21 protein-coding genes, 1 tRNA gene and 1 other RNA gene are annotated in these 20,891 nt (G+C 62.4%); 19 read left to right on the top strand and 4 right to left on the bottom strand.

Translation table 11 applies throughout. The annotated features are described in order from the left end of the window. Positions 1–77 precede the first annotated feature (77 nt). The 3 genes from ftsX to GN300_RS22030 all read left to right on the top strand — a co-directional run bounded on the left by ftsX (position 78) and on the right by GN300_RS22030 (position 2,399). A complete protein-coding gene (ftsX, locus tag GN300_RS22020) occupies positions 78–983 on the top strand; it encodes a permease-like cell division protein FtsX (protein WP_003942367.1) in 906 nt (301 codons plus the stop codon). 76 nt (positions 984–1,059) lie between these two features. Further along, the gene (gene smpB, locus GN300_RS22025) at positions 1,060–1,533 is read left to right on the top strand and encodes an SsrA-binding protein SmpB (protein ID WP_003942330.1); all 474 of its coding nucleotides are present in this window, start codon (positions 1,060–1,062) and stop codon (positions 1,531–1,533) included. 8 nt (positions 1,534–1,541) lie between these two features. Then, a complete protein-coding gene (locus tag GN300_RS22030; protein ID WP_073512801.1) occupies positions 1,542–2,399 on the top strand; it encodes a DMT family transporter in 858 nt (285 codons plus the stop codon). Positions 2,400–2,435: 36 nt separating this feature from the next. Here the strand turns inward: GN300_RS22030 and GN300_RS22035 are convergent, their stop codons facing one another. Then, positions 2,436–3,020, bottom strand: coding sequence for a helix-turn-helix domain-containing protein (locus GN300_RS22035; protein ID WP_063316612.1), 585 nt, complete (start codon positions 3,018–3,020; stop codon positions 2,436–2,438). A 65-nt stretch (positions 3,021–3,085) separates the two neighbouring features. Here GN300_RS22035 and GN300_RS22040 point away from each other — a divergent pair, with 65 nt between their 5' ends. The 3 genes from GN300_RS22040 (at position 3,086) to ssrA (ending at position 6,065) form a co-directional block, all read left to right on the top strand. Then, positions 3,086–4,033, top strand: coding sequence for an NAD(P)/FAD-dependent oxidoreductase (locus GN300_RS22040; RefSeq protein WP_050655138.1), 948 nt, complete (start codon positions 3,086–3,088; stop codon positions 4,031–4,033). 20 nt (positions 4,034–4,053) lie between these two features. Then, complete coding sequence (locus GN300_RS22045) at positions 4,054–5,628, top strand: SDR family oxidoreductase (protein ID WP_063316611.1); 1,575 nt, start codon at positions 4,054–4,056, stop codon at positions 5,626–5,628. 66 nt (positions 5,629–5,694) lie between these two features. Next, positions 5,695–6,065, top strand: a transfer-messenger RNA (tmRNA) gene (gene ssrA / locus GN300_RS22050). A gap of 104 nt (positions 6,066–6,169) precedes the next feature. On the opposite strand, the gene GN300_RS22055 is transcribed toward ssrA, so the two are convergent. The 3 genes from GN300_RS22055 to GN300_RS22065 all read right to left on the bottom strand — a co-directional run bounded on the left by GN300_RS22055 (position 6,170) and on the right by GN300_RS22065 (position 9,485). Continuing rightward, entirely contained in the window at positions 6,170–7,159 is a 990-nt protein-coding gene (locus tag GN300_RS22055) for an alkaline phosphatase family protein (protein ID WP_252366390.1), read from the bottom strand. A 92-nt stretch (positions 7,160–7,251) separates the two neighbouring features. After that, positions 7,252–8,553 (bottom strand): HNH endonuclease signature motif containing protein, encoded by a 1,302-nt coding sequence (locus GN300_RS22060; protein ID WP_063316609.1) that lies wholly within the window; start codon positions 8,551–8,553, stop codon positions 7,252–7,254. A gap of 110 nt (positions 8,554–8,663) precedes the next feature. Further along, positions 8,664–9,485: a GNAT family N-acetyltransferase gene (locus GN300_RS22065; RefSeq protein WP_080726644.1), complete on the bottom strand. Its 822-nt coding sequence runs from the start codon at positions 9,483–9,485 to the stop codon at positions 8,664–8,666. Between the two features lie 53 nt (positions 9,486–9,538). On the opposite strand from GN300_RS22065, the gene GN300_RS22070 reads away from it, so the two are divergent. From GN300_RS22070 to GN300_RS22130, 13 genes are all read left to right on the top strand, one after another. Next, positions 9,539–10,171 carry a dienelactone hydrolase family protein gene (locus GN300_RS22070; RefSeq protein ID WP_063316608.1) on the top strand — a complete coding sequence of 211 codons (633 nt, stop codon included), beginning with the start codon at positions 9,539–9,541 and terminating at the stop codon, positions 10,169–10,171. After that, the gene (locus GN300_RS22075; protein WP_063316607.1) at positions 10,168–11,448 is read left to right on the top strand and encodes an NAD(P)/FAD-dependent oxidoreductase; all 1,281 of its coding nucleotides are present in this window, start codon (positions 10,168–10,170) and stop codon (positions 11,446–11,448) included. Before GN300_RS22070 ends, GN300_RS22075 begins: the two co-directional genes overlap by 4 nt. Then, a complete protein-coding gene (locus GN300_RS22080) occupies positions 11,439–12,182 on the top strand; it encodes a DUF1365 domain-containing protein (RefSeq protein WP_042450068.1) in 744 nt (247 codons plus the stop codon). Before GN300_RS22075 ends, GN300_RS22080 begins: the two co-directional genes overlap by 10 nt. Further along, positions 12,179–13,468: a cyclopropane-fatty-acyl-phospholipid synthase family protein gene (locus tag GN300_RS22085; protein WP_007731299.1), complete on the top strand. Its 1,290-nt coding sequence runs from the start codon at positions 12,179–12,181 to the stop codon at positions 13,466–13,468. Before GN300_RS22080 ends, GN300_RS22085 begins: the two co-directional genes overlap by 4 nt. Then, on the top strand, positions 13,465–14,781 hold the full coding sequence (locus GN300_RS22090; RefSeq protein ID WP_063316606.1) for a cyclopropane-fatty-acyl-phospholipid synthase family protein: 1,317 nt from the start codon (positions 13,465–13,467) through the stop codon (positions 14,779–14,781). The genes GN300_RS22085 and GN300_RS22090 overlap by 4 nt, the downstream gene beginning before the upstream one ends. Further along, positions 14,778–15,581, top strand: coding sequence for a DUF1295 domain-containing protein (locus tag GN300_RS22095; RefSeq protein WP_063316745.1), 804 nt, complete (start codon positions 14,778–14,780; stop codon positions 15,579–15,581). Before GN300_RS22090 ends, GN300_RS22095 begins: the two co-directional genes overlap by 4 nt. Positions 15,582–15,604: 23 nt before the next feature. After that, the gene (locus GN300_RS22100; RefSeq protein ID WP_007731302.1) at positions 15,605–15,982 is read left to right on the top strand and encodes a CrcB family protein; all 378 of its coding nucleotides are present in this window, start codon (positions 15,605–15,607) and stop codon (positions 15,980–15,982) included. Beyond that, a complete protein-coding gene (crcB, locus tag GN300_RS22105; protein ID WP_003942344.1) occupies positions 15,979–16,323 on the top strand; it encodes a fluoride efflux transporter CrcB in 345 nt (114 codons plus the stop codon). The genes GN300_RS22100 and crcB overlap by 4 nt, the downstream gene beginning before the upstream one ends. 97 nt (positions 16,324–16,420) lie before the next feature. Further along, positions 16,421–18,058: a phosphoglucomutase (alpha-D-glucose-1,6-bisphosphate-dependent) gene (pgm, locus tag GN300_RS22110; protein WP_042450064.1), complete on the top strand. Its 1,638-nt coding sequence runs from the start codon at positions 16,421–16,423 to the stop codon at positions 18,056–18,058. 42 nt (positions 18,059–18,100) lie between these two features. Beyond that, positions 18,101–19,354 (top strand): MFS transporter, encoded by a 1,254-nt coding sequence (locus GN300_RS22115; protein WP_030534968.1) that lies wholly within the window; start codon positions 18,101–18,103, stop codon positions 19,352–19,354. A 25-nt stretch (positions 19,355–19,379) separates the two neighbouring features. Next, on the top strand, positions 19,380–19,868 hold the full coding sequence (locus GN300_RS22120; RefSeq protein WP_003942318.1) for a MauE/DoxX family redox-associated membrane protein: 489 nt from the start codon (positions 19,380–19,382) through the stop codon (positions 19,866–19,868). A gap of 42 nt (positions 19,869–19,910) precedes the next feature. Beyond that, a complete protein-coding gene (locus GN300_RS22125) occupies positions 19,911–20,654 on the top strand; it encodes a DsbA family protein (RefSeq protein ID WP_007731305.1) in 744 nt (247 codons plus the stop codon). 145 nt (positions 20,655–20,799) lie between these two features. After that, a tRNA-Ala gene (locus tag GN300_RS22130) sits at positions 20,800–20,872 on the top strand. The last annotated feature ends 19 nt before the right edge of the window (positions 20,873–20,891 follow it).

Consider the following 20,891-nt stretch of genomic DNA (forward strand, 5'->3'; position numbering starts at 1 on the left):
GACTACGACCACACGTCCCGTACGCCCACCGGTTGTCGTGAAACAACCGGCCTCTCGAAAAGGAATCGGATTCCCCGATGCGCGCCAGCTTTATTTTCAGCGAAGTCCTGACCGGCCTACGCCGCAACATCACGATGACCATCGCCATGATCTTGACGACGGCGATCTCCCTCGGACTCTTCGGCGGTGGTCTGCTGGTCGTGCAGATGGCAGGCAAGACCCAGCAGATCTTCCTCGAACGAGTCGAGGTGCAGATCTTCCTGACCGACGACATCTCTTCGGCCGATCCCGGTTGCGAGCAGGAGATCTGCAGTTCGTTGCGCAAGGAACTCGAGCAGACTCCGTCCGTCGTCGCGGTTCAGTACCTCAACCGCGAAGACGCCGTGAAGGACGCCACCGAGCGCGTCTTCAAGGACCAGCCCGAACTGGCAGCCCTGGTGAGCCCGGACAGCTTCCCGGCGTCGTTCAAGGTCAAGCTCAGTGACCCGGAGCGGTTCGGCGTCATCAACGACACCTTCGGTTCGAGGCCCGGCGTCGAGAGTGTGCTCAATCAGCGCGAGTTGGTGGACCGACTGTTCAGCGTGCTCGGTGGAGTGCGCAACGCAGCGTTCGCGATCGCGATCGTCCAGGCGATAGCGGCCATCCTGCTCATCGCCAACATGGTCCAGATCGCCGCGTTCACGCGTCGTACCGAGGTCAACATCATGCGGTTGGTCGGCGCGACGCGTTGGTACACCCAGCTTCCGTTCCTCCTCGAAGCCGTCGTGGCGGCCTTGATCGGTGCGGTGCTCGCCATTGCCGGGCTGTTCACGGCGAAGAACGTCTTCATCGACGGGGTCCTGTCCGACGTCTACGAAGCAAACATCGTGGCGCGGATATCCAACAGTGACGTGCTGTTCGTCTCGCCGATCCTCGTACTTGCCGGTGTCGGAATGGCCGCGGTGACGGCGTACGTGACGCTGCGTCTGTACGTCCGCGAATAATCGGTTTGCACGAGCTTCTATGCTGGAACAGCAAGAACCATTCGACAGCAAGACAGCGGACTGAGAGGCCCGGACAGTGAAGGAAAAGGGCCGCAAGGTCATTGCGACCAATCGCAAAGCACGCCACAACTACACGATCATCGACACCTACGAGGCCGGCATCGCTCTCGTCGGGACCGAGGTCAAGAGTCTGCGTGAAGGCAAGGCGTCGCTCGTCGACGCGTTCGCCACGGTGGACAACGGCGAAGTGTGGTTGCGCTCGTTGCACATTCCGGAGTACACGCAAGGCACGTGGAACAACCATTCGCCACGTCGTACCCGAAAGCTCCTGCTGCACAAGCGTGAGATCGAGCACCTCGTCGGCAAGACCCGCGAGGGAAATCAGACGCTGGTCCCGCTGTCGATGTACTTCAACGACGGCAAGGTCAAGGTCGAACTCGCACTGGCAAAGGGTAAGCAGGACTACGACAAGCGCCAGGACATGGCCAAGCGCACCGCCGAGCGCGAGGTGACCCGCGAGCTCGGTCGTCGTATCAAGGGCATGCGCTGACCTCCATCCTGCTTGCCCTCGTGGCGGCAGTTGCCTACGGAGTCAGCGACTTCGTCGGGGGAGTTGCGTCACGACGAGTTGCCGCACTGCGTGTGGTGATCGTCTCGTATCCACTCTCGCTCGTCATCGTACTGATCGCAGCACCTTTCGTATCCGGGACGCTGACGCCGAACGGTCTGATCTGGGGTGCGATCGCGGGCGTCACGAGTGGTCTGGCGGTCTGGTGGTTCTATCTCGCGCTGGCAACCGGCCCCATGTCGGTGGTCTCGCCGCTGACAGCTGTTCTGGTGGCGGGCATTCCGGTGCTCGTCGGCTTCGCTTTCGGTGAGCGGCCGGGGTTGATCGCGTACCTCGGTATTGCCGTCGCGCTGGTCGCCGTCGTCCTGGTCAGCCGCGAGTCGCCTGACGACACCGCGGGTGAGGTTGCCGGCGGAATCACCCTCCGCTTCACCAGACAAGTGGCTCTTCTGACCGTCGGAAGCGGTGGCGCATTTGCGCTCTCGTTCATCGCACTTCACCAGATCGGCGAGGGCAGCGGGCTGTGGGCGTTGGCCGTATCTCGAGGCGCCGCGACCGTCGTGGTGTGGTTGGTCGCGCTGGCGGCCGGTCACTTCGTTCTCCCACGAGGCGAGCCACTCAAGCTCGCGGTGTACGTCAGCGTCCTCGACGTCGTCGCGAACGGGACGATGATCTACGCCTTCCAAGGCGGAATGCTCTCACTGGTCAGCGTGATCGGTTCGCTGTATCCGGCTGCGACGGTTCTGCTCGCCATGGTGATGCTGGGCGAGCGGGTAAGCCGCGTGCAACAAGCGGGAATGCTGTTGGCGCTGGCGGCAGTCGGCATGATTGCCGTCGCGGGCGCCTAGATTTTTTCGAGTTTCAGCGTTTTCAATCCTAGCGTTTCAGCCGCGTCTGTCGGCCGGCGCTGCGCGTAGGTGAACCCGCTCGCCTTGTTTTCCGAAGAGGCTGATCGCCTCGGCCGGCCGGCCGTCGGCAGCACTGATGCGGTGCGGGATGTGCGTGTCGAACTCGGCGGCCTCGCCTGCGCCCATGACGAAATCCCGATCGCCGAGTTGGAGTCGGATGCGCCCGGACAGAACGTAGACCCACTCGTAGCCCTCGTGGGATCCCGGTTCGCGATCGTCGTCGGTGGGCGAGATGATCATCTTGTAGGCCTGCAGATTGCCGGGTTGACTGGTCAGCGGAATGACCGTCATACATCCGACCGTTCGAGGTTCTTCTCGAACGCGGGGGTCCTTGATCTTGCTGTTCACCAGGTCGTCCAACGGGACGCCGTGTGCCTTGGCAATCGGCAGCAGCAACTCCAAGTTGGCTCGGCGAGTACCGGATTCGAGTCTCGACAGTGTGCTGACGCTGATGTCGGTGGTCTCCGACAAATCGGCCAGGGTCATGTCGGACTGTTGGCGCAACGCACGTAGGCGAGGGCCGATGCCGGCTAGTACGGCTTCGAACGATGTTTCGGTCATGCACTCATTTTGCCAAAGTGGCAACAGTGTTTGTCAAGACTGCGTTCTCTTGTCATTCTGGATTCATGACGCAGAACTCATTCGACGTAGCAGTAATCGGAGCCGGTGCGGCAGGCCTCAACGCCGCACTCATTCTCGGTCAGGCACGCAGGTCCGTGATCGTCTTCGACAACGGATCGCCACGGAACGCGGCCGCCGACCACATGAACGGATTCCTCTCCCGTGACGGCATGAACCCGGCAGAATTGTTGACCATCGGCCGAGGTGAGGTCCGCAAATTCGGCGGCGAGTTCCATGACGGCACCGTTGTCTCCGTGACACGGGACGGCGAGAAATTCTCGGTAGAACTGGCTGACGGCAGCAAGATTCAGGTGCGCAAGGTGCTTGTTTCGACGGGTCTGACGGACCGCCTACCGGTAGAACTCGAAGTCTTCGGCGAGCGTTGGGGACGCGATGTGTTGCACTGCCCGTACTGCCACGGGTATGGCGTGCGTGATCAGCCGCTCGGCGTGATCGCCAGGAGCGCGGAATTTGCGATGCACCAGGCGCTCATGGTTCGCCAGTGGTCCGATGACGTGGTTCTCTTCCTTCATCGCATCACCGAACTGAGTTCCGAAGATCGGGAAAAGCTTGCGGCTCGCGGTATTTCGATCGTCGAGGGTGAGGTTGCCGGTCCCGTCGTCGAGGATGATCGGTTGGTGGGCGTGCGGTTGGCCGACGGCAGTGTGGTCGCGCGTTCGGCGGTCTTTGTCGGTGGCGCCCTCACGATGGACCCCAACGATGCGATCTTGCGCGCATTCGGTGCGCAGCGCGCCGAGACGATGATGGGCGATTTCGTCACAGTCGACATGATGGGGGCCACAAGCGTGCCCGGCGTGTTCGCTGCGGGCAATGTCGTGGACCCGGGTGCCCAGGTCATCATGGCCGCAGCCGCCGGGGCGAAGGCCGGAGCGGGGATCAACATGATGTTGACCAACGACGACCTCGAGGTTGCACTCGCGCTTCGCAGTTGAATTGTGCGTAGCGTGGGGTGATGGACGCAGTGAGAGTGTTGATCACGGGTGCGACCGGATACATCGGCGGACGTCTTGCCCCTCGCCTGGTCGAAGAGGGTCATCGAGTTCGAGTGGTGGTGCGCAGCCCGGAGAAACTACGCGATGTTCCCTGGCACGATTCGGTGGAGATCAAGCGCGGGGATCTGACCGACAGTGCCACCCTCTCAGGTGTTTTCGACGATATCGACGTGGTCTACTACCTCGTTCACGCCATGGGTGGGGGAGGGTCGTTCTCGGATATCGACAAGCGAAGCGCGGAGAACGTCGCCGCCGCTGCCCGCGATGCGGGGGTGCGACGGATCGTCTACCTGGGCGGGCTTCATCCCTCCGACCGAGAGTTGTCGACTCACTTGCAGTCCCGGCTCGAAGTCGGTCGGATCCTGCTCGACTCCGAGGTTCCGGCGGTTGTGTTCCAAGCTGGAGTGGTGATCGGATCGGGTTCGGCGTCCTTCGAAATGGTGCGCCACTTGACCAATCGGCTTCCGGTGATGACCACACCCAAGTGGGTGCACAACAACATTCAGCCGATCGCGGTGCGTGACGTACTCCACTATTTGATTGCAGCCGCGGCGACGACGCCGGAGGTCAACCGCGCCTTCGACATCGGTGGGCCGGATGTCATGCAGTACGGCGAAATGATGAACACCTACGCCGACGTCGCTGGATTGGTACGCCGACGCATCCTCGTCCTGCCCGTCCTCACCCCGCGTCTGGCAGGTCACTGGGTGGGATTGGTCACGCCGATCCCACGAGGTTTGGCGATGCCCCTGATCGAATCCCTGCAGAACGACGCGGTGATGCACAACCACGACATCGACGGCTTCATCCCGCCTCCCGCCGAGGGCCTCACGCCGTATCGAGAAGCGGTGCGACTGGCACTTCGAAAGATCGACACCGGTGAGGTGGAGACGGCGTGGTCCGGTGCAACGATCGCGGGCGCTCCATCCGATCCTCTTCCATCCGACCCGGATTGGGCCGGCGAAGCGGTCTACGTCGATCATCGCGAACGTGACTGCGCGGCGGATCCGAAAACCCTCTGGTCGGTGGTCGAGTCGATCGGCGGCGAGAACGGTTGGTATTCATTCCCTTTGGCGTGGGCCATTCGGGGGTGGATGGACCGCGCGGTCGGTGGTGTCGGACTGCGCCGGGGCAGGCGGGATCCACGCCGGCTCAACACGGGCGAAGCCCTGGACTTTTGGAGGGTCGAAGAAATCGATCGAGGCAAGTTGCTCCGATTGCGCGCCGAGATGAAGGTCCCGGGCGGAGCATGGTTGGAGTTGCGAGTATCAGAAGGCCCAGCCGGTGCCGACGGACGGCCGGTGGGTTCCCACCTCGATCAACGCGCGGTCTTCTTCCCTCGCGGGCTCGCGGGTCGGGCGTACTGGTATTCGATCCTGCCTTTCCACGGAGTCGTCTTCCAGGGGATGATCACCAACATCACCGGTGCCGCCGAGCGTGAGATGGCTGCGGTGCAGGAAACGGGTGCAGTGCAGGAAGCGGGTGCAGTGCAGGAAACGGCTGGGCCGAAGGACACGGAAAGTGCCGCCGATTAATTGGTATGACTTCCGAACTTCGGCGCGTTATAGTGAATAGCCCCACGAAAGACGCGGGGCACACACGGGGCTGAACGGTTTCGACTGCGTGTGTTGAGTTAGGGGAAGCGTGTCGGTGCAGGCAAGAGACCACCGTAAGCGTCGCTGCAAACCTATAAGCGCCGATTCCAATCAGCGCGACTACGCTCTCGCTGCCTAAGTAGCGAAGCGTGTCTGTCAGCCCGGGGTTGCCCTCGACCCGGTTCCTGGCATCAGCTAGAGGGCTTTACTGTTCGGCTCGGTCACGGAGTCGAATGGGACATCAAACAGTGACTGGGATCGTCATCCTGGCTTGTTCGCGAGACTGGGAGATCCAAGTAGAGACTTAGCGAACTGCACACGGAGAAGCCCTAGCGATTCAACGTAGGACCCGGGTTCAATTCCCGGCAGCTCCACAACAGGTCGGGCCGGAGAGCACACGCTCTCCGGCCCGACCTTTTTGCTGCCTTTTTGCTGCTGTCTTGCTGCGGCACTCTGCTGTGTGGCCCGGGCCTTCTTGCGATCAGGAGCCGAAGAATCCCAGGTCGACCGAGCCGACGAAGCCGGGAGCTTCCTTGGCCAGCGGCTTGCCGTCCAGATCGGCAGGCAATGCAACGCCCAGGCTCTGGAGGATTGTCGGGGTGATGTCAGCGATCGTGTACGAGTCTGTGTTCTGACCGGCCGCGTATCCCGAGCCGCGTGCTATGACGAATGTCGTTGCTTCCGCGGGTGTCTGACCGCCGTGCCCACCGGCGGGCTTGTGCCCGTGATCCGCAGTGACCAGTACGGTCCACTTCTCACCGGTCTTTGTTGCGCGCTGATCGACGGCATCGACAATCTTGCCCACCTGAGCATCGACCGAGGCGATGGACTCTTCGTACGCAGCGCCGTTGGTGCCGCCGCTATGTCCCGCGCCGTCCACCTGATCGAGTTGGGTGAAGATCAGGTCAGGTCCCTTGTCTGTGATGTCGCGGGCGACGGCGTCTGCCGTCGCAGCGTCGGTGGCCGCTCCGGAACCTGCATCGGCCGTGGTGACGACAACGTCGGCTTTCGGTGTCCCACTGGAGGCGATGTTGTCGATGCCGCCCCAGGTGGAGATCGATTCGGTGAGGAGGGAGGGCTTTGCTGTTTCCAGTCGGGTGAAGACGCTCGGGTAGAGGTCGAAGCGGGCACCCGCGTACGTGTTGTCCTTGACTCCGTGCTTGGTATCCCAGACTCCGGTCAGGATGGTCGACCACGACGGTCCGGAGATGGTGGTGTGGCCGAGGATGGAAGATTCTCCGCTGGTTCCTTCGGCGATCAGCTTCTGGAGGCGGGGAGCGTCGGCGGTCTTGATGTGGCTGAGCATGGTGCCGTCGAGGCCGATGACAACTGTCTTCTCGGCGGCCGACGGATTGAGGTCGGATGATCCGGGAATTGCTGCAGCGGTTGCAGTTCCGGCTGCTACCGCGCCGGCGAGGAGGAGTGTGATGGCGGCTGAGGTGCGTGCGATTTTCTTGGTCACGCTAAGCATCTTGCGATAGGACTAGACCAATTGCACTACCTGGATGTGAGGGTTGTCCTGTTGTTCACGGCAGGTTCAGATTGGACTAGACCAATGTTTCCTCAGGCGGCCCAACCGTCGAGGATGACGCTGACCGCGTGATCGAGGTGAAGGGGCTCGCCGTCCCATCTTGGGATGATCGCGTCGTCGGGTATGTCTCCGCGCAGTAGGCCATCAGCGAATCCCTCGGTCGGTGGTGCTGGGTCGATGACGTCACCATTGGCGTAAAGGAACTCGAACTTCTGCTCGCCGAGAGCAGTGATTGTGAACTGGCCGTCATGCAGCGCGCGGTGGCAGGTGCCGCACAGCATGATCAGATTGTCCAAGTCCGTATTTCCGCCGCGTCCCCAGAATTTCACGTGATGTGCGTGTAAGAAGCGAGTCCGCCCGCAACCCGGTGTGCGGCAAGATCCGTCGCGGTAATTCAATGCCAGCATTTGTTTGGCGCTGACGACGCGGGTCCTTCGGCCCAGATTCAAAACGCATCCCTCCTTTGTCGTTCCCAGGCGAAGTTTCGCGTTGCAGAGCACTTCCTCGGCGGCACTTTGGGGGAGCGCGGGTCCACTCGGTACACGGACGGTGTTCGCTTCGTGGAAGAACACAACTTCGTTCGCGGCGGCCTTGGACGTGCGGTCTGTGACTGCGGCGGTGGCGAGCTCTGCCATCGCGACGAGTCCTGGTCCGATATTTCCGGCCGGGTTCTTTGTAGCCTTCTCGTCGACAGGGCGGATGGCAGCGGTTCGGGTGCGTTCACGTTCCGCCACCGCCAATGCTGCGAGGATTCGGGCGCCGTCCTGTGCGGGCAGGCGTCCTTTGATGACAAACTCGCCCGTATCCGAGTCCCAATGCCAGCGGACCTGAAGATGTTCGGGCGCTTTGCTTTTGCCAGATTCATTGTCGGTTGCTTTACGCAGACCTGCGGCGAGACGATCGATCTGGGCTGCGGGCGCCTCGCATCCGAACCGAACCATCTGCTTTTCGTTTGACGGCGTGGTGACCCGGGTGAGTGCGCGAACCTTCGAGTAGGACAGCCGGCCTTGCTCGAAGGCCTTCCGCATCTCGGGCAAAGGTCGGAGCGCTTTGGCGACGCGAACATATTCCCTGCCGGTGTGCAGGCTCATTCCACATTTCCACGACAGCCAGTGGGCGCATGAATGCAGTCCAGGGCCGGCCCAGCCGCGGTCTTCGTCGAACTTCGACAGGAGGGTGAGGAATCGAGCCGTGGCCGCCGCGATCTGGCCGGCGAGAGCGCAGATTTCGGAGCCGAGTTGCTCTACGTCGCTTCGGGTGGAACCCTGCGTTTCTTCATTGATCAGTGCTGCGGTATCGGTCAGTTCTGCGGTATCGGTCAGTTCTGCGTTCATCGTTGCTCCCCGGCGCGTGTCCGACAATGTTTCGAATGTACGTTCGATGATAGATGCCAGTACCGACACACATCCGTGGATGAGGACGGAAAGCGTCCCCGCGGGGACGTCTAACCGCTGCCGATCGAGTACTCGGCGTAGGTACCGACATCCTCGAAGCCGACGTTTCGATAGAGCTGTGCGCCGTCGCTGGACGCCTGAAGTACAGCGGTTCGGGCACCTCGCTCGCGGGCGATGTCGAGTGCGGCAAGGGTGACCGCCGAGCCGAATCCGCGTCGGCGCGCCGTTTCGAGTGTGACGACCCCATACAGTCCGGCGACGTCGGCGGCAAAATGGACCTCGGCTCCGGCGACAGGCTGGGAGTTCGCGTATCCCACGACAAACGAACTCCGCGAGCGCTCATCGAGGATGTCATCGGCGGTGTCTTCGAAGAAACGTATTACTGCGGTTGAGGGCGGCGACCAATTGGCGGCCATCACGGCGGCGTAGTCGGCGAGCTGCGAACGAGTCGTCACTCGCTGAACGCACAGTTCTGAGACAGGCGTTGGGCGTGGGACGACGTTCAAGTCTGCCGTCATCGCTCTTTCTTCCTCGGAGCGCACGCAGCCGACGGCTGACAAGCGAGCGCCGAGGTCAGAGGGCTTGTCGCGCGGACCTGTCCACCAGGAGAACGGACGACCGGTTGCTCGAAGCCACGCGAGTACGTCGAGTAGTCGTCGGTCTTCTTCCGGGCCTTCAGCAGCAGGTACAGCGAAGCGCGCACCAGCGATGATGTTGAACGTGTCGTCGGTGAGGCCGCTGTCTGCGACGACAACATCTGCAGAGACCGTGACCGATCCCGTCGGCAAGTGTTCATGCAGGTGGCAGGCATGGGATACCAAGTTGGCGTCCATGGCGTCGAGGACATCGCCGACGAGTGCTTCACGATTCACAAAAGAAATTCTACGAACCCCATCCAAATGGTTTTCGGCTCCGAATGCCGTGTATGACGCCCAACCGACGGCAACAGCAGGACGGTGACCAGCACCTGGTGGTGCTAGTGCTGCCTGGAGGAAAGGTATCGAGCCATCGCCCGGCTCGCGCCTGGCATCTGTCCAACCTTCGGATGTGCCCGTTCACCGCTCAGCTTCGCCTCTCCGGTGTCAAAGCGGTGCAGGCTCGCTATCGAGTTCGGGGTTGGAACGGTGCCGAGCGCAGTCCGGTCGCCGACGCCCGCGCCGCACTCGACGCGATAACGAAACGTAATTCACAAGCTCAGGTGATCCTGCTGGGGCACTCGATGGGCGGACGGGTCGCCGCCGAACTATGTGGCGATCCGGCGGTGGTCGGTGTGGTCGCGCTGGCGCCGTGGTGGCCCGATGGAACGTCGGTGAATCTGCGTTCGGACACACCACTGTCAGTCCTTCACGGCACGGCTGACTCCTGGACCGATCCGGAGGTGTCGCGGCGAAAGGTCGACGAACTGCAGGCGTCGGGTAAGAGCGCTGAATGGATCGGCATCGACGGCGCAGGCCACTTCATGCTCCGTCGGGCGGCGACTTGGCATCGCCTCGTCGCGGATGCAATCGCAGGAATGAGTCGCGGGGTAGCCGCAACAAAGATGGGAGAACGACGATGAGTTCCGACAAGCGCAAGGTGGCCGTCGTCGGTAGTGGTGTCGCAGGTCTGACAGCGGCGTGGGTGCTCAGTAAGGACAGTGACGTCACCCTCTACGAAGCGGATTCACGGCTCGGCGGGCACGCGGACACCCATTCGGTCACCGACCCGGAAGGGCGAAGCCTCGCCATCGACACGGGGTTCATCGTCCACAACGATCGCACCTATCCGACATTGTTGCGATTGTTCGCAGAACTCGATGTGCCTACGCAGGAATCCGACATGAGTATGTCGGTCAGGTGTGGGGGGTGCGGGCTCGAGTACTCGGGAGGCCAAGGGTTGCGCGGCGTTCTCCCGACGCCGGGGCTCCTTGTCAACGGCAGCTTTCTGTCGATGTTGATGGAGGTCAAGCGCTTCCATCGCCGTGCCCGAGCCCTGCTCGACAACACGGATCCGTCGGCACCCGACCAGACACTGGGGGTGTTTCTGTGCAGCGGCCGGTTCTCCGACTACTTCACCGCTCACTTCATGACTCCGCTCGTGTCGGCAGTCTGGTCGTGTGATCCCGGCTCGGCCCTGAAATATCCCGCGCGGTACCTGTTCTCGTTCCTCGATCACCACGGAATGCTGAGCGTCACTGGATCGCCGACCTGGCGAACAGTCACCGGTGGATCGGGCGAATACGTTCGTCTCGTCGCCAAAAGTATCGGGGATATCCGCCTCAACACGCCGGTGCGCGCAATCCACCGGTTCGATGATCGCGTCGACATTCGTGACGGCGACGACCAGATCCAGACCTTCGACGCAGCCGTGGTCGCAACGCATCCGCAGCAAGCGCTGAAGATTTTGGCGGATCCGACGCCTGTCGAATCCCAGGTCCTCGGTGCAATGCCGTACTCCGTCAACCACACCCAACTTCACACGGACGAAAATGTGCTGCCCGGCAACACCAATGCGCGCGCGTCGTGGAACTACTACATCCCTGAATGCAACGCGAAGCCGGATCACGTTCTGGTCAGCTACGACATGACGAGGTTGCAGCGGCTGCCGGAGACCGGCCGGCGCTACCTGGTGACGTTGGGGGGAGACGAAATGGTGGCCCCGGACTCGGTGATCGATCAGATGACCTACGAGCATCCGCAGTACACACCCACCTCCGTCGCCGCTCAAGCGCGGCTTCCCGAGTTGGACTCGGACGTGCTCGCGTTTGCCGGTGCGTACCACGGATGGGGCTTCCACGAGGACGGTGCACTCTCTGGCCTGCGCGCCGCCGAACGCGTCGGAGGTCGGTGGCCGTGACCGCACCCATCACGCCGTCCATCGTTCATACGAGCATTCGGCACGTACGAACGGAGCCGTTGCACAACGAGTTCGAGTACCGAAGCTACAGTTGGCTCGTCGACGTCGACGATTTGCCCGAGCTTCCGAAGGCTTTGCGGCCCTTGGCGAAGTTCGACGCCGGGGATCACCTCGGCGACCCCACTCGATCGATTCGTGCCAACGTCGAGACTTTTCTGGCAACCAACGGATTGGAGTTCGCCGGCGGTCGCATCCTCATGCTTGCGAACGCGCGTGTGTTCGGCCATGTGTTCAACCCGCTGAGTGTGTTCTGGTGTCTGAACGACGACGGCAGTCAGCGGTGCGTCGTTGCCGAGGTTCACAACACCTACGGCGAGCGGCACTGCTACCTGCTCGAAACCGACGAACGTGGCGCGGTTCGCACGTCCAAAGAGTTCTACGTGTCTCCATTCAACGATCTGGACGGCGAGTACCGGATGCGACTTCCGCTACCCGACACCGCGCTCGCGCTCTCGATAGTTCTGGCCCGTGACGGCAAGGCGCCCTTCGTGGCCACGGTGTCCGGTCGTTGTGTGCCGGCGACGACGCGCGAGATCGTGCGCAGTGCGCTCGCCATCCCGCTGGCTCCGCTCCGAGTCGCCGCGCAGATCAGATTTCAAGGAATCCGGCTGTGGGCCAGGCGCTTACCCATCGTTCCCCGACCGCAACATCACCCGCAGGAGGCAGTGCAATGACCACAACCACTCTCGGCACCGAACCTTCCGCTCACACGATCGAAACCGAGCGGTGGCCGGGCGTCGCCACCGTGCCGAGCGGGCTCAAAGTGCGGGTTGCATCACCGGTTGCCCGCGCCCTGTTTCACAAGGCGGTCGCGCGTTTGCCGCTGCGTGTCCAGATGCCCAACGGTGAGTTCTCCGGTGGCGGTAGCCCCGATTCGCCGTTGATGGTCATTCACCGCCCAGACGACTTCGCTGCTCGTGTGGGGGACAGTGGTTTGATCGGATTCGGCGAGTCTTACATGGCGGGCGATTGGGAAGCATCCGACCTCACTGCGGTCCTGGAAGTCTTCGCCTCCCGCGTGGCGACGCTCATTCCCGACTTCCTGCAGCGGCTACGAGGCCTCTACATTCCGAAGCAGCCTCGCAGTGAACGGAATTCGACGCAGAACACGCGCTCGAACATCTCCCGGCACTACGACCTCTCGAACGAGATGTTCGAACTGTTCCTCGACGACACCATGACGTATTCCAGTGCCCTCTTCGAGGATCTGTCGGTAGGAGCGACCCCGTCGTGGGACGTGTTCGCAGCGGCGCAGCATCGGAAGATCGATCGACTGCTGGATGGCGCAGGTGTCGGACCCGGTTCGCGAGTGCTCGAAATCGGCACAGGCTGGGGAGAATTGGCGATCCGAGCTGCCCAACGGGGAGCGACGGTGCGCTCGGTGACACTTTCGGTCGAACAGCAGGAATTGGCAGCGAAGCGGATAAGCGCTGCGGGACTGGCAGATCGCGTTCAGGTCGACCTTCTCGACTATCGGCAGGTACAGGGGGAGTACGACGCCGTTGTGTCGGTCGAGATGATCGAGGCCGTCGGCCACCAGTACTGGGGAAGCTACTTCCAGACGATCGACGCCCTGCTGGCGCCGGGTGGGCGCGCGGCGATCCAAGCCATCACGATGCCGCACGATCGAATGCTCGCGACCCGCAACACCTACACCTGGGTGCACAAGTACATCTTCCCCGGCGGATTTCTCCCGTCGGTGCGGGCGATCGAGGACGTCACCGAGCGCATGACAACCCTGCGGGTGCGTGAGCGGATGTCGATGGGCGATCACTACGCGCAGACGTTGCGACTGTGGGACGAGCGATTCAGCGCTCGCACCGACGAGGCGTCCGCGCTCGGGTTCGACGCAGTGTTCGCGCGCATGTGGCATTTCTATCTCTGCTACTCCGAGGCGGGGTTTCGGTCGGGGTATCTCGACGTCCAGCAAATTGTTCTCGATCGGAGGAACCAGCGATGACTGCCACAATGGATCGAACGATACAAGGTACCGGCGTTGCGGGCCGTCTCTCGGACATCCTCAGTCCACTTGTCGGCGGCGAACTTCCGGTGAGATTGACTGCCTGGGACGGCAGCACAGCAGGTCCGGAAGATGCTCCGAAAGTGACGCTCTACAGCCCGAACGTTTTGCGACGCTTGCTCTGGAATCCCGGCGAGTTGGGGGCTGCGCAGGCGTATGTTCTTGGTGAACTCGACGTCGAGGGCGATCTAGGCGATGCACTCACACACGTGTGGAAGGTGTCTGCCGAGCGGGGGCTCGGGTCGATTACCCCGACACCGTCGCTCGTCTTGGCCGCGGTCAAGGCTGCGCGATCCTTCGGTGCTTTCGGGAGACCTTTGGCTCCGCCGGCGTCGCAGGCTCAGGTGAAGGGGCGCCTGCACAGCCTCGCCCGCGACCGCGAGGCAATCGGGCACCACTACGATTTGTCGAACGATTTCTACCAATTGATCCTCGATGAGAACATGGCGTACTCCTCGGGCTATTGGACTTCCGATGCACCGGACTACACGCTCGAAGACTCACAGACAGACAAGCTGGACCTGGTGTGCCGCAAGGTCGGTCTCGATCGAGCGCGAGGCTTGCGGTTTCTCGATGTCGGCTGTGGTTGGGGCTCGCTCAGCCTGCATGCAGCGCGGGAGTACGGCGCCAGGGTTGTCGGAATCACGATCTCGGCGGAGCAGAAGGCTTTTGTCGACGCGAAGGTCCGCGCGCTCGGTTTGGAAGACTGGGTCGAGATTCGCCTCCAAGATTATCGAGAGATTCCAGACGGTCCCTTCGATGCGGTCGCTTCCATCGAGATGGGTGAGCATGTCGGTGAGGACAACTATCCGACCTACGTGAAAGCGCTCCACGACAATGTTATTGCCGGTGGCCGTGTGCTGATTCAGCAGATGTCCCGCACTGGCCCGCACCCCGGGGGAGGTCCGTTCATCGAGTCGTTCATCGCGCCGGACATGTACATGCGGCCCGTCGGTCGCACTGTTGCGATGATCGAGGAAGGTGGACTCGAAGTGCGGGACGTCCACGCCCTGCGTGAGCACTACGTGCGGACCGTCGACGCGTGGATCGAGACCTTCGAATCGAACTGGGATCGCGTCGTGGAACTCGTAGGTGTCGAAGTCGCTCGGGTGTGGCGTCTCTACCTCGTCGGCGGAGGAATGGCATTTCGGGACGGTAGGATGGGCGTCGATCAGATTCTGTCGGTCCGGCCGCACGGTGATGGTCGATCGGGTATGGAACCGGTACGGCCGCAGTGGGTGTCGCGGCGATGAACGGATTCGACTGGGGCGCGTTCGGAGTGGTCACACTCACGAGTCTGCTGGCGATCGCCGTCGGAATGGCGGTGACAGCCACGATCGGTGTACGGATCGGGCGCCACAACGTTGTCGACGTGTCGTGGGGCGCCGGCTTCGTTCTGATCGCGCTCGTGTCCGCGATAGTGGGAACCGGCGACCTCTGGCGCCGGTTGCTGATGCTTGCGCTCGTGGCGATCTGGGGTCTGCGGTTGGCGACGCACATGGCGATTCGATCGCGTGGCAAAGGTGAAGACCCGCGGTACGAAGAAATGCTCGGACGAGCGACGGGTAATCGAACGCTGTATGCGATCCGCAAGATCTATCTCACGCAGGGGATTTCGTTGTGGTTCGTCTCCCTGCCGATCCAGGTCGCAGCAGTGTCGAACGGCAGCTTCGGACTTCTTGTCGTACTCGGAATCGCGCTGTGGATTGTCGGCGTCACGTTCGAGACGGTCGGCGACCGACAGATGGAGGAGTTCAAATCCGATCCGGGCAGCCGTGGCCACGTCATGGATCAAGGTTTGTGGGCATGGACGCGGCATCCCAACTATTTCGGCGACGCGTGTGTCTGGTGGGGGATCTTCCTCGTCTCGGCGTCCGTGTGGCCGGGGGTGTTGACCGTCCTCTCACCGATCGCCATGACGTACTTCCTGGTCTTCGCCACCGGAGCGCGGTTGCTCGAGCGACACATGGAACAGCGTCCGGGCTATCGCGAGTATCAGCAGCGGACAAGTTACTTCATTCCTCGCCCGCCGAAAGCCCGCTCCGGGACGTAGGCTCTTTCGGGTGAGGCCAGAGCATGGGTGATCTGAAACTGCCGGCTGCGGTATGCGCGGTTGCCGTCGGCGGAGGGTTGGGCGCGCTCAGCCGCTACGGTCTGGGGGAGCTCTTTCCCCACATCTGGACGACTCTGGTCATCAACGTCGTCGGCTCGTTCGTTCTCGGTGTTCTCGCGGCCCTGCTCGTGCACAACAAGGTTGGGTACCTCTTTCTCGGCACGGGCTTCTGCGGCGGCTTCACCACCTTCTCGTCCTTCGCGGTTCACGCCGTGACGGAGAGTCCGTGGCGATCGATTCTCTATGTTCTCGGGACGTTGATTCCCGCGATCCTCGCTGCAGCACTGGGCAAAGGGCTCGGTGAACGCTGGATCCGCGCGCGGGACGGAGCGTCGGCATGACAGTTCTCCTGGTGGCGCTCGGCGGCGGCGCTGGTGCGAGTGGCCGGTACCTGTTGGCGCGGTATGTGCCCGCGTACAAGGGATTTCCGGCTGCGACGTTCGCCGCGAACGTGATCGGCTGCTTCCTCCTTGGATTGTTCACCGGGGCAGCTCTTTCCACCGAGATGGCCGCACTTCTGGCGACCGGCTTCTGCGGCGGCTTGTCCACCTATTCGACCTTCGCGACCGAGAACGTCGGGATGATCGAGAGGCGCCAGACGGCGCTTTCTCTGATCTACATCGTCCTCAGTCTGATCGTGGGACTGTCCGCTGCGTGGTTGGGAATCCAGATCACGGATTGACGGATCCGGCGCCGAGCGTGCACGCCACGCGGCCAGGGTAGACAATTGTCCACAGTCGCGTCGACACAGTGGTCGACCACCGGGCCGAGGGGGATTCGTGGCGCACGAACGAGCAGGACAAGTGGCTCTGCCAGAGGATCTGATCAATGTTCCTCATCTGGTCACCGCGTATTACACGCGCACTCCGGATCCCGAGAACCCGATGCAGCAGGTACTTTTCGGCACTTCAGGACATCGCGGTTCCAGTCTCGACTCGGCGTTCAACGAAGCTCATATCCTGGCGACAACCCAGGCGATCGTCGAGTACCGCGCTTCGCAGGGAATCGACGGCCCGCTGTTCATCGGCCGGGACACACATGCGCTCTCGGAGCCTGCCTGGCTGTCGGCCTTGGAGGTCCTGGTTGCCAACGACGTCGTCGTCCTCGTCGATTCACGCGACGCCTACACTCCCACCCCGGCTGTCAGTCACGCGATCTTGCGATACAACTCGACGGGTCCGGAGGCCAAAGCCGACGGCATCGTCGTGACACCGTCACACAATCCGCCTCGTGACGGTGGCTTCAAATACAACCCGCCGCACGGCGGGCCCGCGGACACGGATGCGACGTCGGTTATCGCCGATCGAGCGAACGAGCTACTGCGCAAGGGGCTTTCCGGGGTACGGCGTGTGACGGCGGCACAAGCGCTGGACCGCGTCGAACGCTACGACTTCCTCCGCTACTACGTCGAAGACCTCCCCAGTGTCCTCAACCTCGACGCGATCCGCGATGCCGGAATCACGATCGGTGCAGACCCCCTCGGCGGGGCAAGCGTCGACTACTGGGGCGCGATTGCCGAAACTCACCGACTCGACCTCGAAGTGGTGAATCCTCTCGTCGATCCGACCTGGCGGTTCATGACGCTCGATACGGACGGCAAGATCCGCATGGACTGCTCGTCGCCCGACGCGATGGCGTCGCTGATCGGGATTCGGGATCGCTACGACATCGCGACCGGAAACGATGCGGACTCCGACCGCCACGGCATCGTCACTCCCGACGGCGGTTTGATGAACCCGAATCACTATCTCGCCGTTGCCATCGAGTACCTGTTCGCGAACCGGCCAGGTTGGGGCGCAGATACCAAGGTCGGCAAGACCCTCGTGAGTTCCTCGATGATCGACCGTGTCGTGAGCAGCCTGGGCCGCGAATTGCTCGAGGTTCCGGTCGGGTTCAAGTGGTTCGTTCCCGGATTGCTCGACGGGTCTGTGGGATTCGGCGGCGAGGAAAGCGCCGGCGCGTCCTTCCTCCGACACGACGGTTCCGTCTGGACGACGGACAAGGACGGCATCATCCTTGCGTTGCTCGCGTCGGAAATCACCGCGGTGACGGGAAAGTCTCCGTCAGCGCACTACGCCGCGTTGGCCGAGAAGTTCGGGAGCCCGGCGTACGCACGTATCGATGCGCCCGCGACACGCGCACAGAAGGCAGTCTTGGCAAAACTGTCTCCCGACCAGGTGAGTGCAACCGAGCTGGCGGGTGAACCGATCACCGCGACACTGACTGCCGCGCCCGGAAACGGCGCGGCGATCGGTGGTCTCAAGGTGACGACGGAGAACGCATGGTTTGCAGCGAGGCCGTCCGGCACGGAGGACGTGTACAAGATCTATGCCGAGTCGATGAAGGGCGCCGATCATCTGGCTCAGGTTCAGGCAGCGGCCAAGGACTTGGTGTCCGGCGTCTTGAAGGCGAACTAGCCCGCGGACCGCTCATGTCGCCCGGCTAGAATTCCGGGCGACATGAAAACTCGTGCAGCCAAGCTGCCACAGGAAATTTGGGTACTGGTCGCCGCCAGCTTCGTCATCGCCCTCGGATTCGGGTTGGTCGCCCCGGCACTACCTCAGTTCGCGCGCAGCTTCGACGTATCGGTCACCGCCGCCACGATCGTGATCTCGTCTTTCGCTTTCATGCGATTGGTGTTCGCGCCGATGAGCGGCACTTTGGTACAGAAACTCGGTGAGCGGCCGGTCTACATCGTCGGCCTTCTCATCGTCGCGGTCTCGACCGGTGCGTGCGCTTTCGCGGGGGAGTACTGGCAACTTCTGCTGTTCCGGTCGTTGGGTGGCATCGGGTCGACCATGTTCACCGTGTCGGCTCTCGGGCTGATCATTCGCATGTCACCGCCGGACAGTCGCGGCCGCGTGTCGGGTCTGTACGCGACAAGCTTTCTCATGGGATCGATCGGCGGCCCGCTGGTCGGCGGTGCGCTGTTGCAGTTCGGTCTGCGGATGCCGTTCATCATCTACGCAATTGCGTTGGTGATCGCCGCGCTCGTTGTCTTCGTGAGCCTGCGTGGATCTCATTTGGCGTCACCGGACAAGGCTGTCGATGTGAAGTCGATGACTCTCACAGAAGGCCTCCAGTCTCCGGTGTACCGGGCAGCGCTCGGATCGAACCTCGCCTTCGGTGGCGTGATCTTCGGAGTTCGCGTTGCCATGGTTCCCCTGTTCGTCGTCGAGTTCCTCGGCCGAGACCCCTCGATTGCGGCCTACGCCCTGACGATCTTCGCCGTCGGCAATGCGTTGGTGTTGATCGTCTCCGGACGACTCTCGGACCGCTTCGGACGTAAGCCCTTTGTCGTGAGCGGCCTACTCATCTGCGGTCTGGGAACCATCGCAATGGGATTCACCGACAACCTCGTGGTGTTCTTCGCCATTGCCGCAGTGACTGGTGTCGGCTCCGGCCTCATGAGTCCGGCCCAGCAGGCCGCGGTTGCCGATGTTGTCGGATCGACGGCCCGAGGTGGACCCGTCCTGGCGGTATTCCAGATGATGTCCGACATCGGTGGGGTAGTGGCGCCGATTTGTGCCGGGCTGATCGCCCAACATGTTTCGTACTCGGCGGCCTTCGCAGTGATGGGAGCCGTCGTTGTCGTGTCGGCGACGGGGTGGCTGTTCGTCCCGTCGCGAACGAAGCCTGTCGAATCCGTTGTAGAAGATCTGACTGATGTGACGGTGCTAACGGATACTCCTGCGCGGACAAACCTGGACTGACCGGGCATTCTGTACTCTCGATCGGGTGGCAATTCGCATCGTGAGTCTTGTGGCCCGATTGGGTTTGGCGGCCGTCTGGCTGATTTCCGGGGGACTCAAGTTCTTTGATCCCGTTCAGACGAAGATCGCGGTGCGCGCCTATCAACTATTGCCCGAGTCACTGGTGGGTCCGGTGGCGACGGCTCTTCCCCTGGTCGAAATAGTCCTGGGCCTGCTGATCCTCGTCGGGTTGGCGGTGCGAGCATCCGCTGCAGTCTCGGTGGTCATCCTCACGGTTCTCATTGCGGTGATCATTTCGGTGTGGGCCAGGGGATTGTCCATCGACTGCGGATGTTTCGGCGGCGGAGGTGCAGCCGACGTCGGCGCTTGGGACTATTCGAAGGAGATTCTCCGGGACCTGGGCTTCTTGGCACTTGCCGTCTGGCTGCTCGTGTTCCCGCGTTCGCCACTCGCATTAGGGCCCGGATCACGCGCGGCGTTCTCAGTGGATACTCAGTCTTCAGTGGCAAGGTAAGCAATCGGTAAATCGTTTCGACGCACGAAGGACTGCATCAGCGTGAGCACCAAGAGCAGCAAGAACAAATACTCGCCGGAACCGGTCTCGAGCCGCTCCACCTACATCATCGGTGGCCTCGCGGTGCTCGTGATCGCGGCCCTCGTCATCGGTGGTGTCTTGTGGACGAACAGCAAGAACAAGCCCCAGAACGACGGCTACGGCTCCGTGCAGAGTTCCGAAGTTGCCGTCACGGTGCAGGACAACGGAGTGGTGCTGCTCGGCAAGCCCTCCGCCGCGACAACCATTGATCTCTTCGAGGATCCGCTGTGCCCGGCCTGTGCTGCTCTCGAACACCTCAGTGGCCAGGCTCTCGCGGCCGCCGTCGACAACGGTGACGTCGCCGTGCGGTACCACATGTTGAACTTCCTCAACCGGGCGTCGGGCAGCGGTGACTACTCCACACGGGCCGGCGCCGCTCTGCTCTGCGTCGCTCAGGGTGGTGACGCGATTGCGTACTCCGCATTCCACAACAAGCTTTTCGCGACCGACACGCAGCCGGCCGAGGGCGGCAGCAGCGACCACACCAACGACGACCTCGCCCAGATCGCTCGTGATGCGGGCGCATCCGAGGACGTGGCAACCTGCATCTCTTCCGGTACCAACGTCGAAGCCGCCGCGGCCAATGCCGCAGCCGCCAGCCAGGCGCTCAAGGATGTCGGGTCGAACGGGACGCCCACGGTAGTGGCGAACGGCAAGATCGTTGACACGGGCAGCAGCGACTGGGTTTCCAAGCTTTCCTCCTGAGCTGAAGCGGCCGCTCCGACGAGGAGCGGCCGCTTCGCTCTGACCAGGCGATTTGTTGCCCAGGAGTCAAGTGGTGTAACTTTCTTCCAGCAAGCGGAAAGCAGAACAGCCGCTGCGAGTTCGACTGTTAGAGTGAACTGAATACGGGGCTATGGCGCAGCTGGTAGCGCACCACACTGGCAGTGTGGGGGTCAGGGGTTCGAGTCCCCTTAGCTCCACCCAAGGCAAATGCTCTGC

The organism is Rhodococcus sp. Ni2 (assembly GCF_021352185.1).
In the GTDB taxonomy this organism is placed as follows: domain Bacteria; phylum Actinomycetota; class Actinomycetes; order Mycobacteriales; family Mycobacteriaceae; genus Rhodococcus_F; species Rhodococcus_F qingshengii.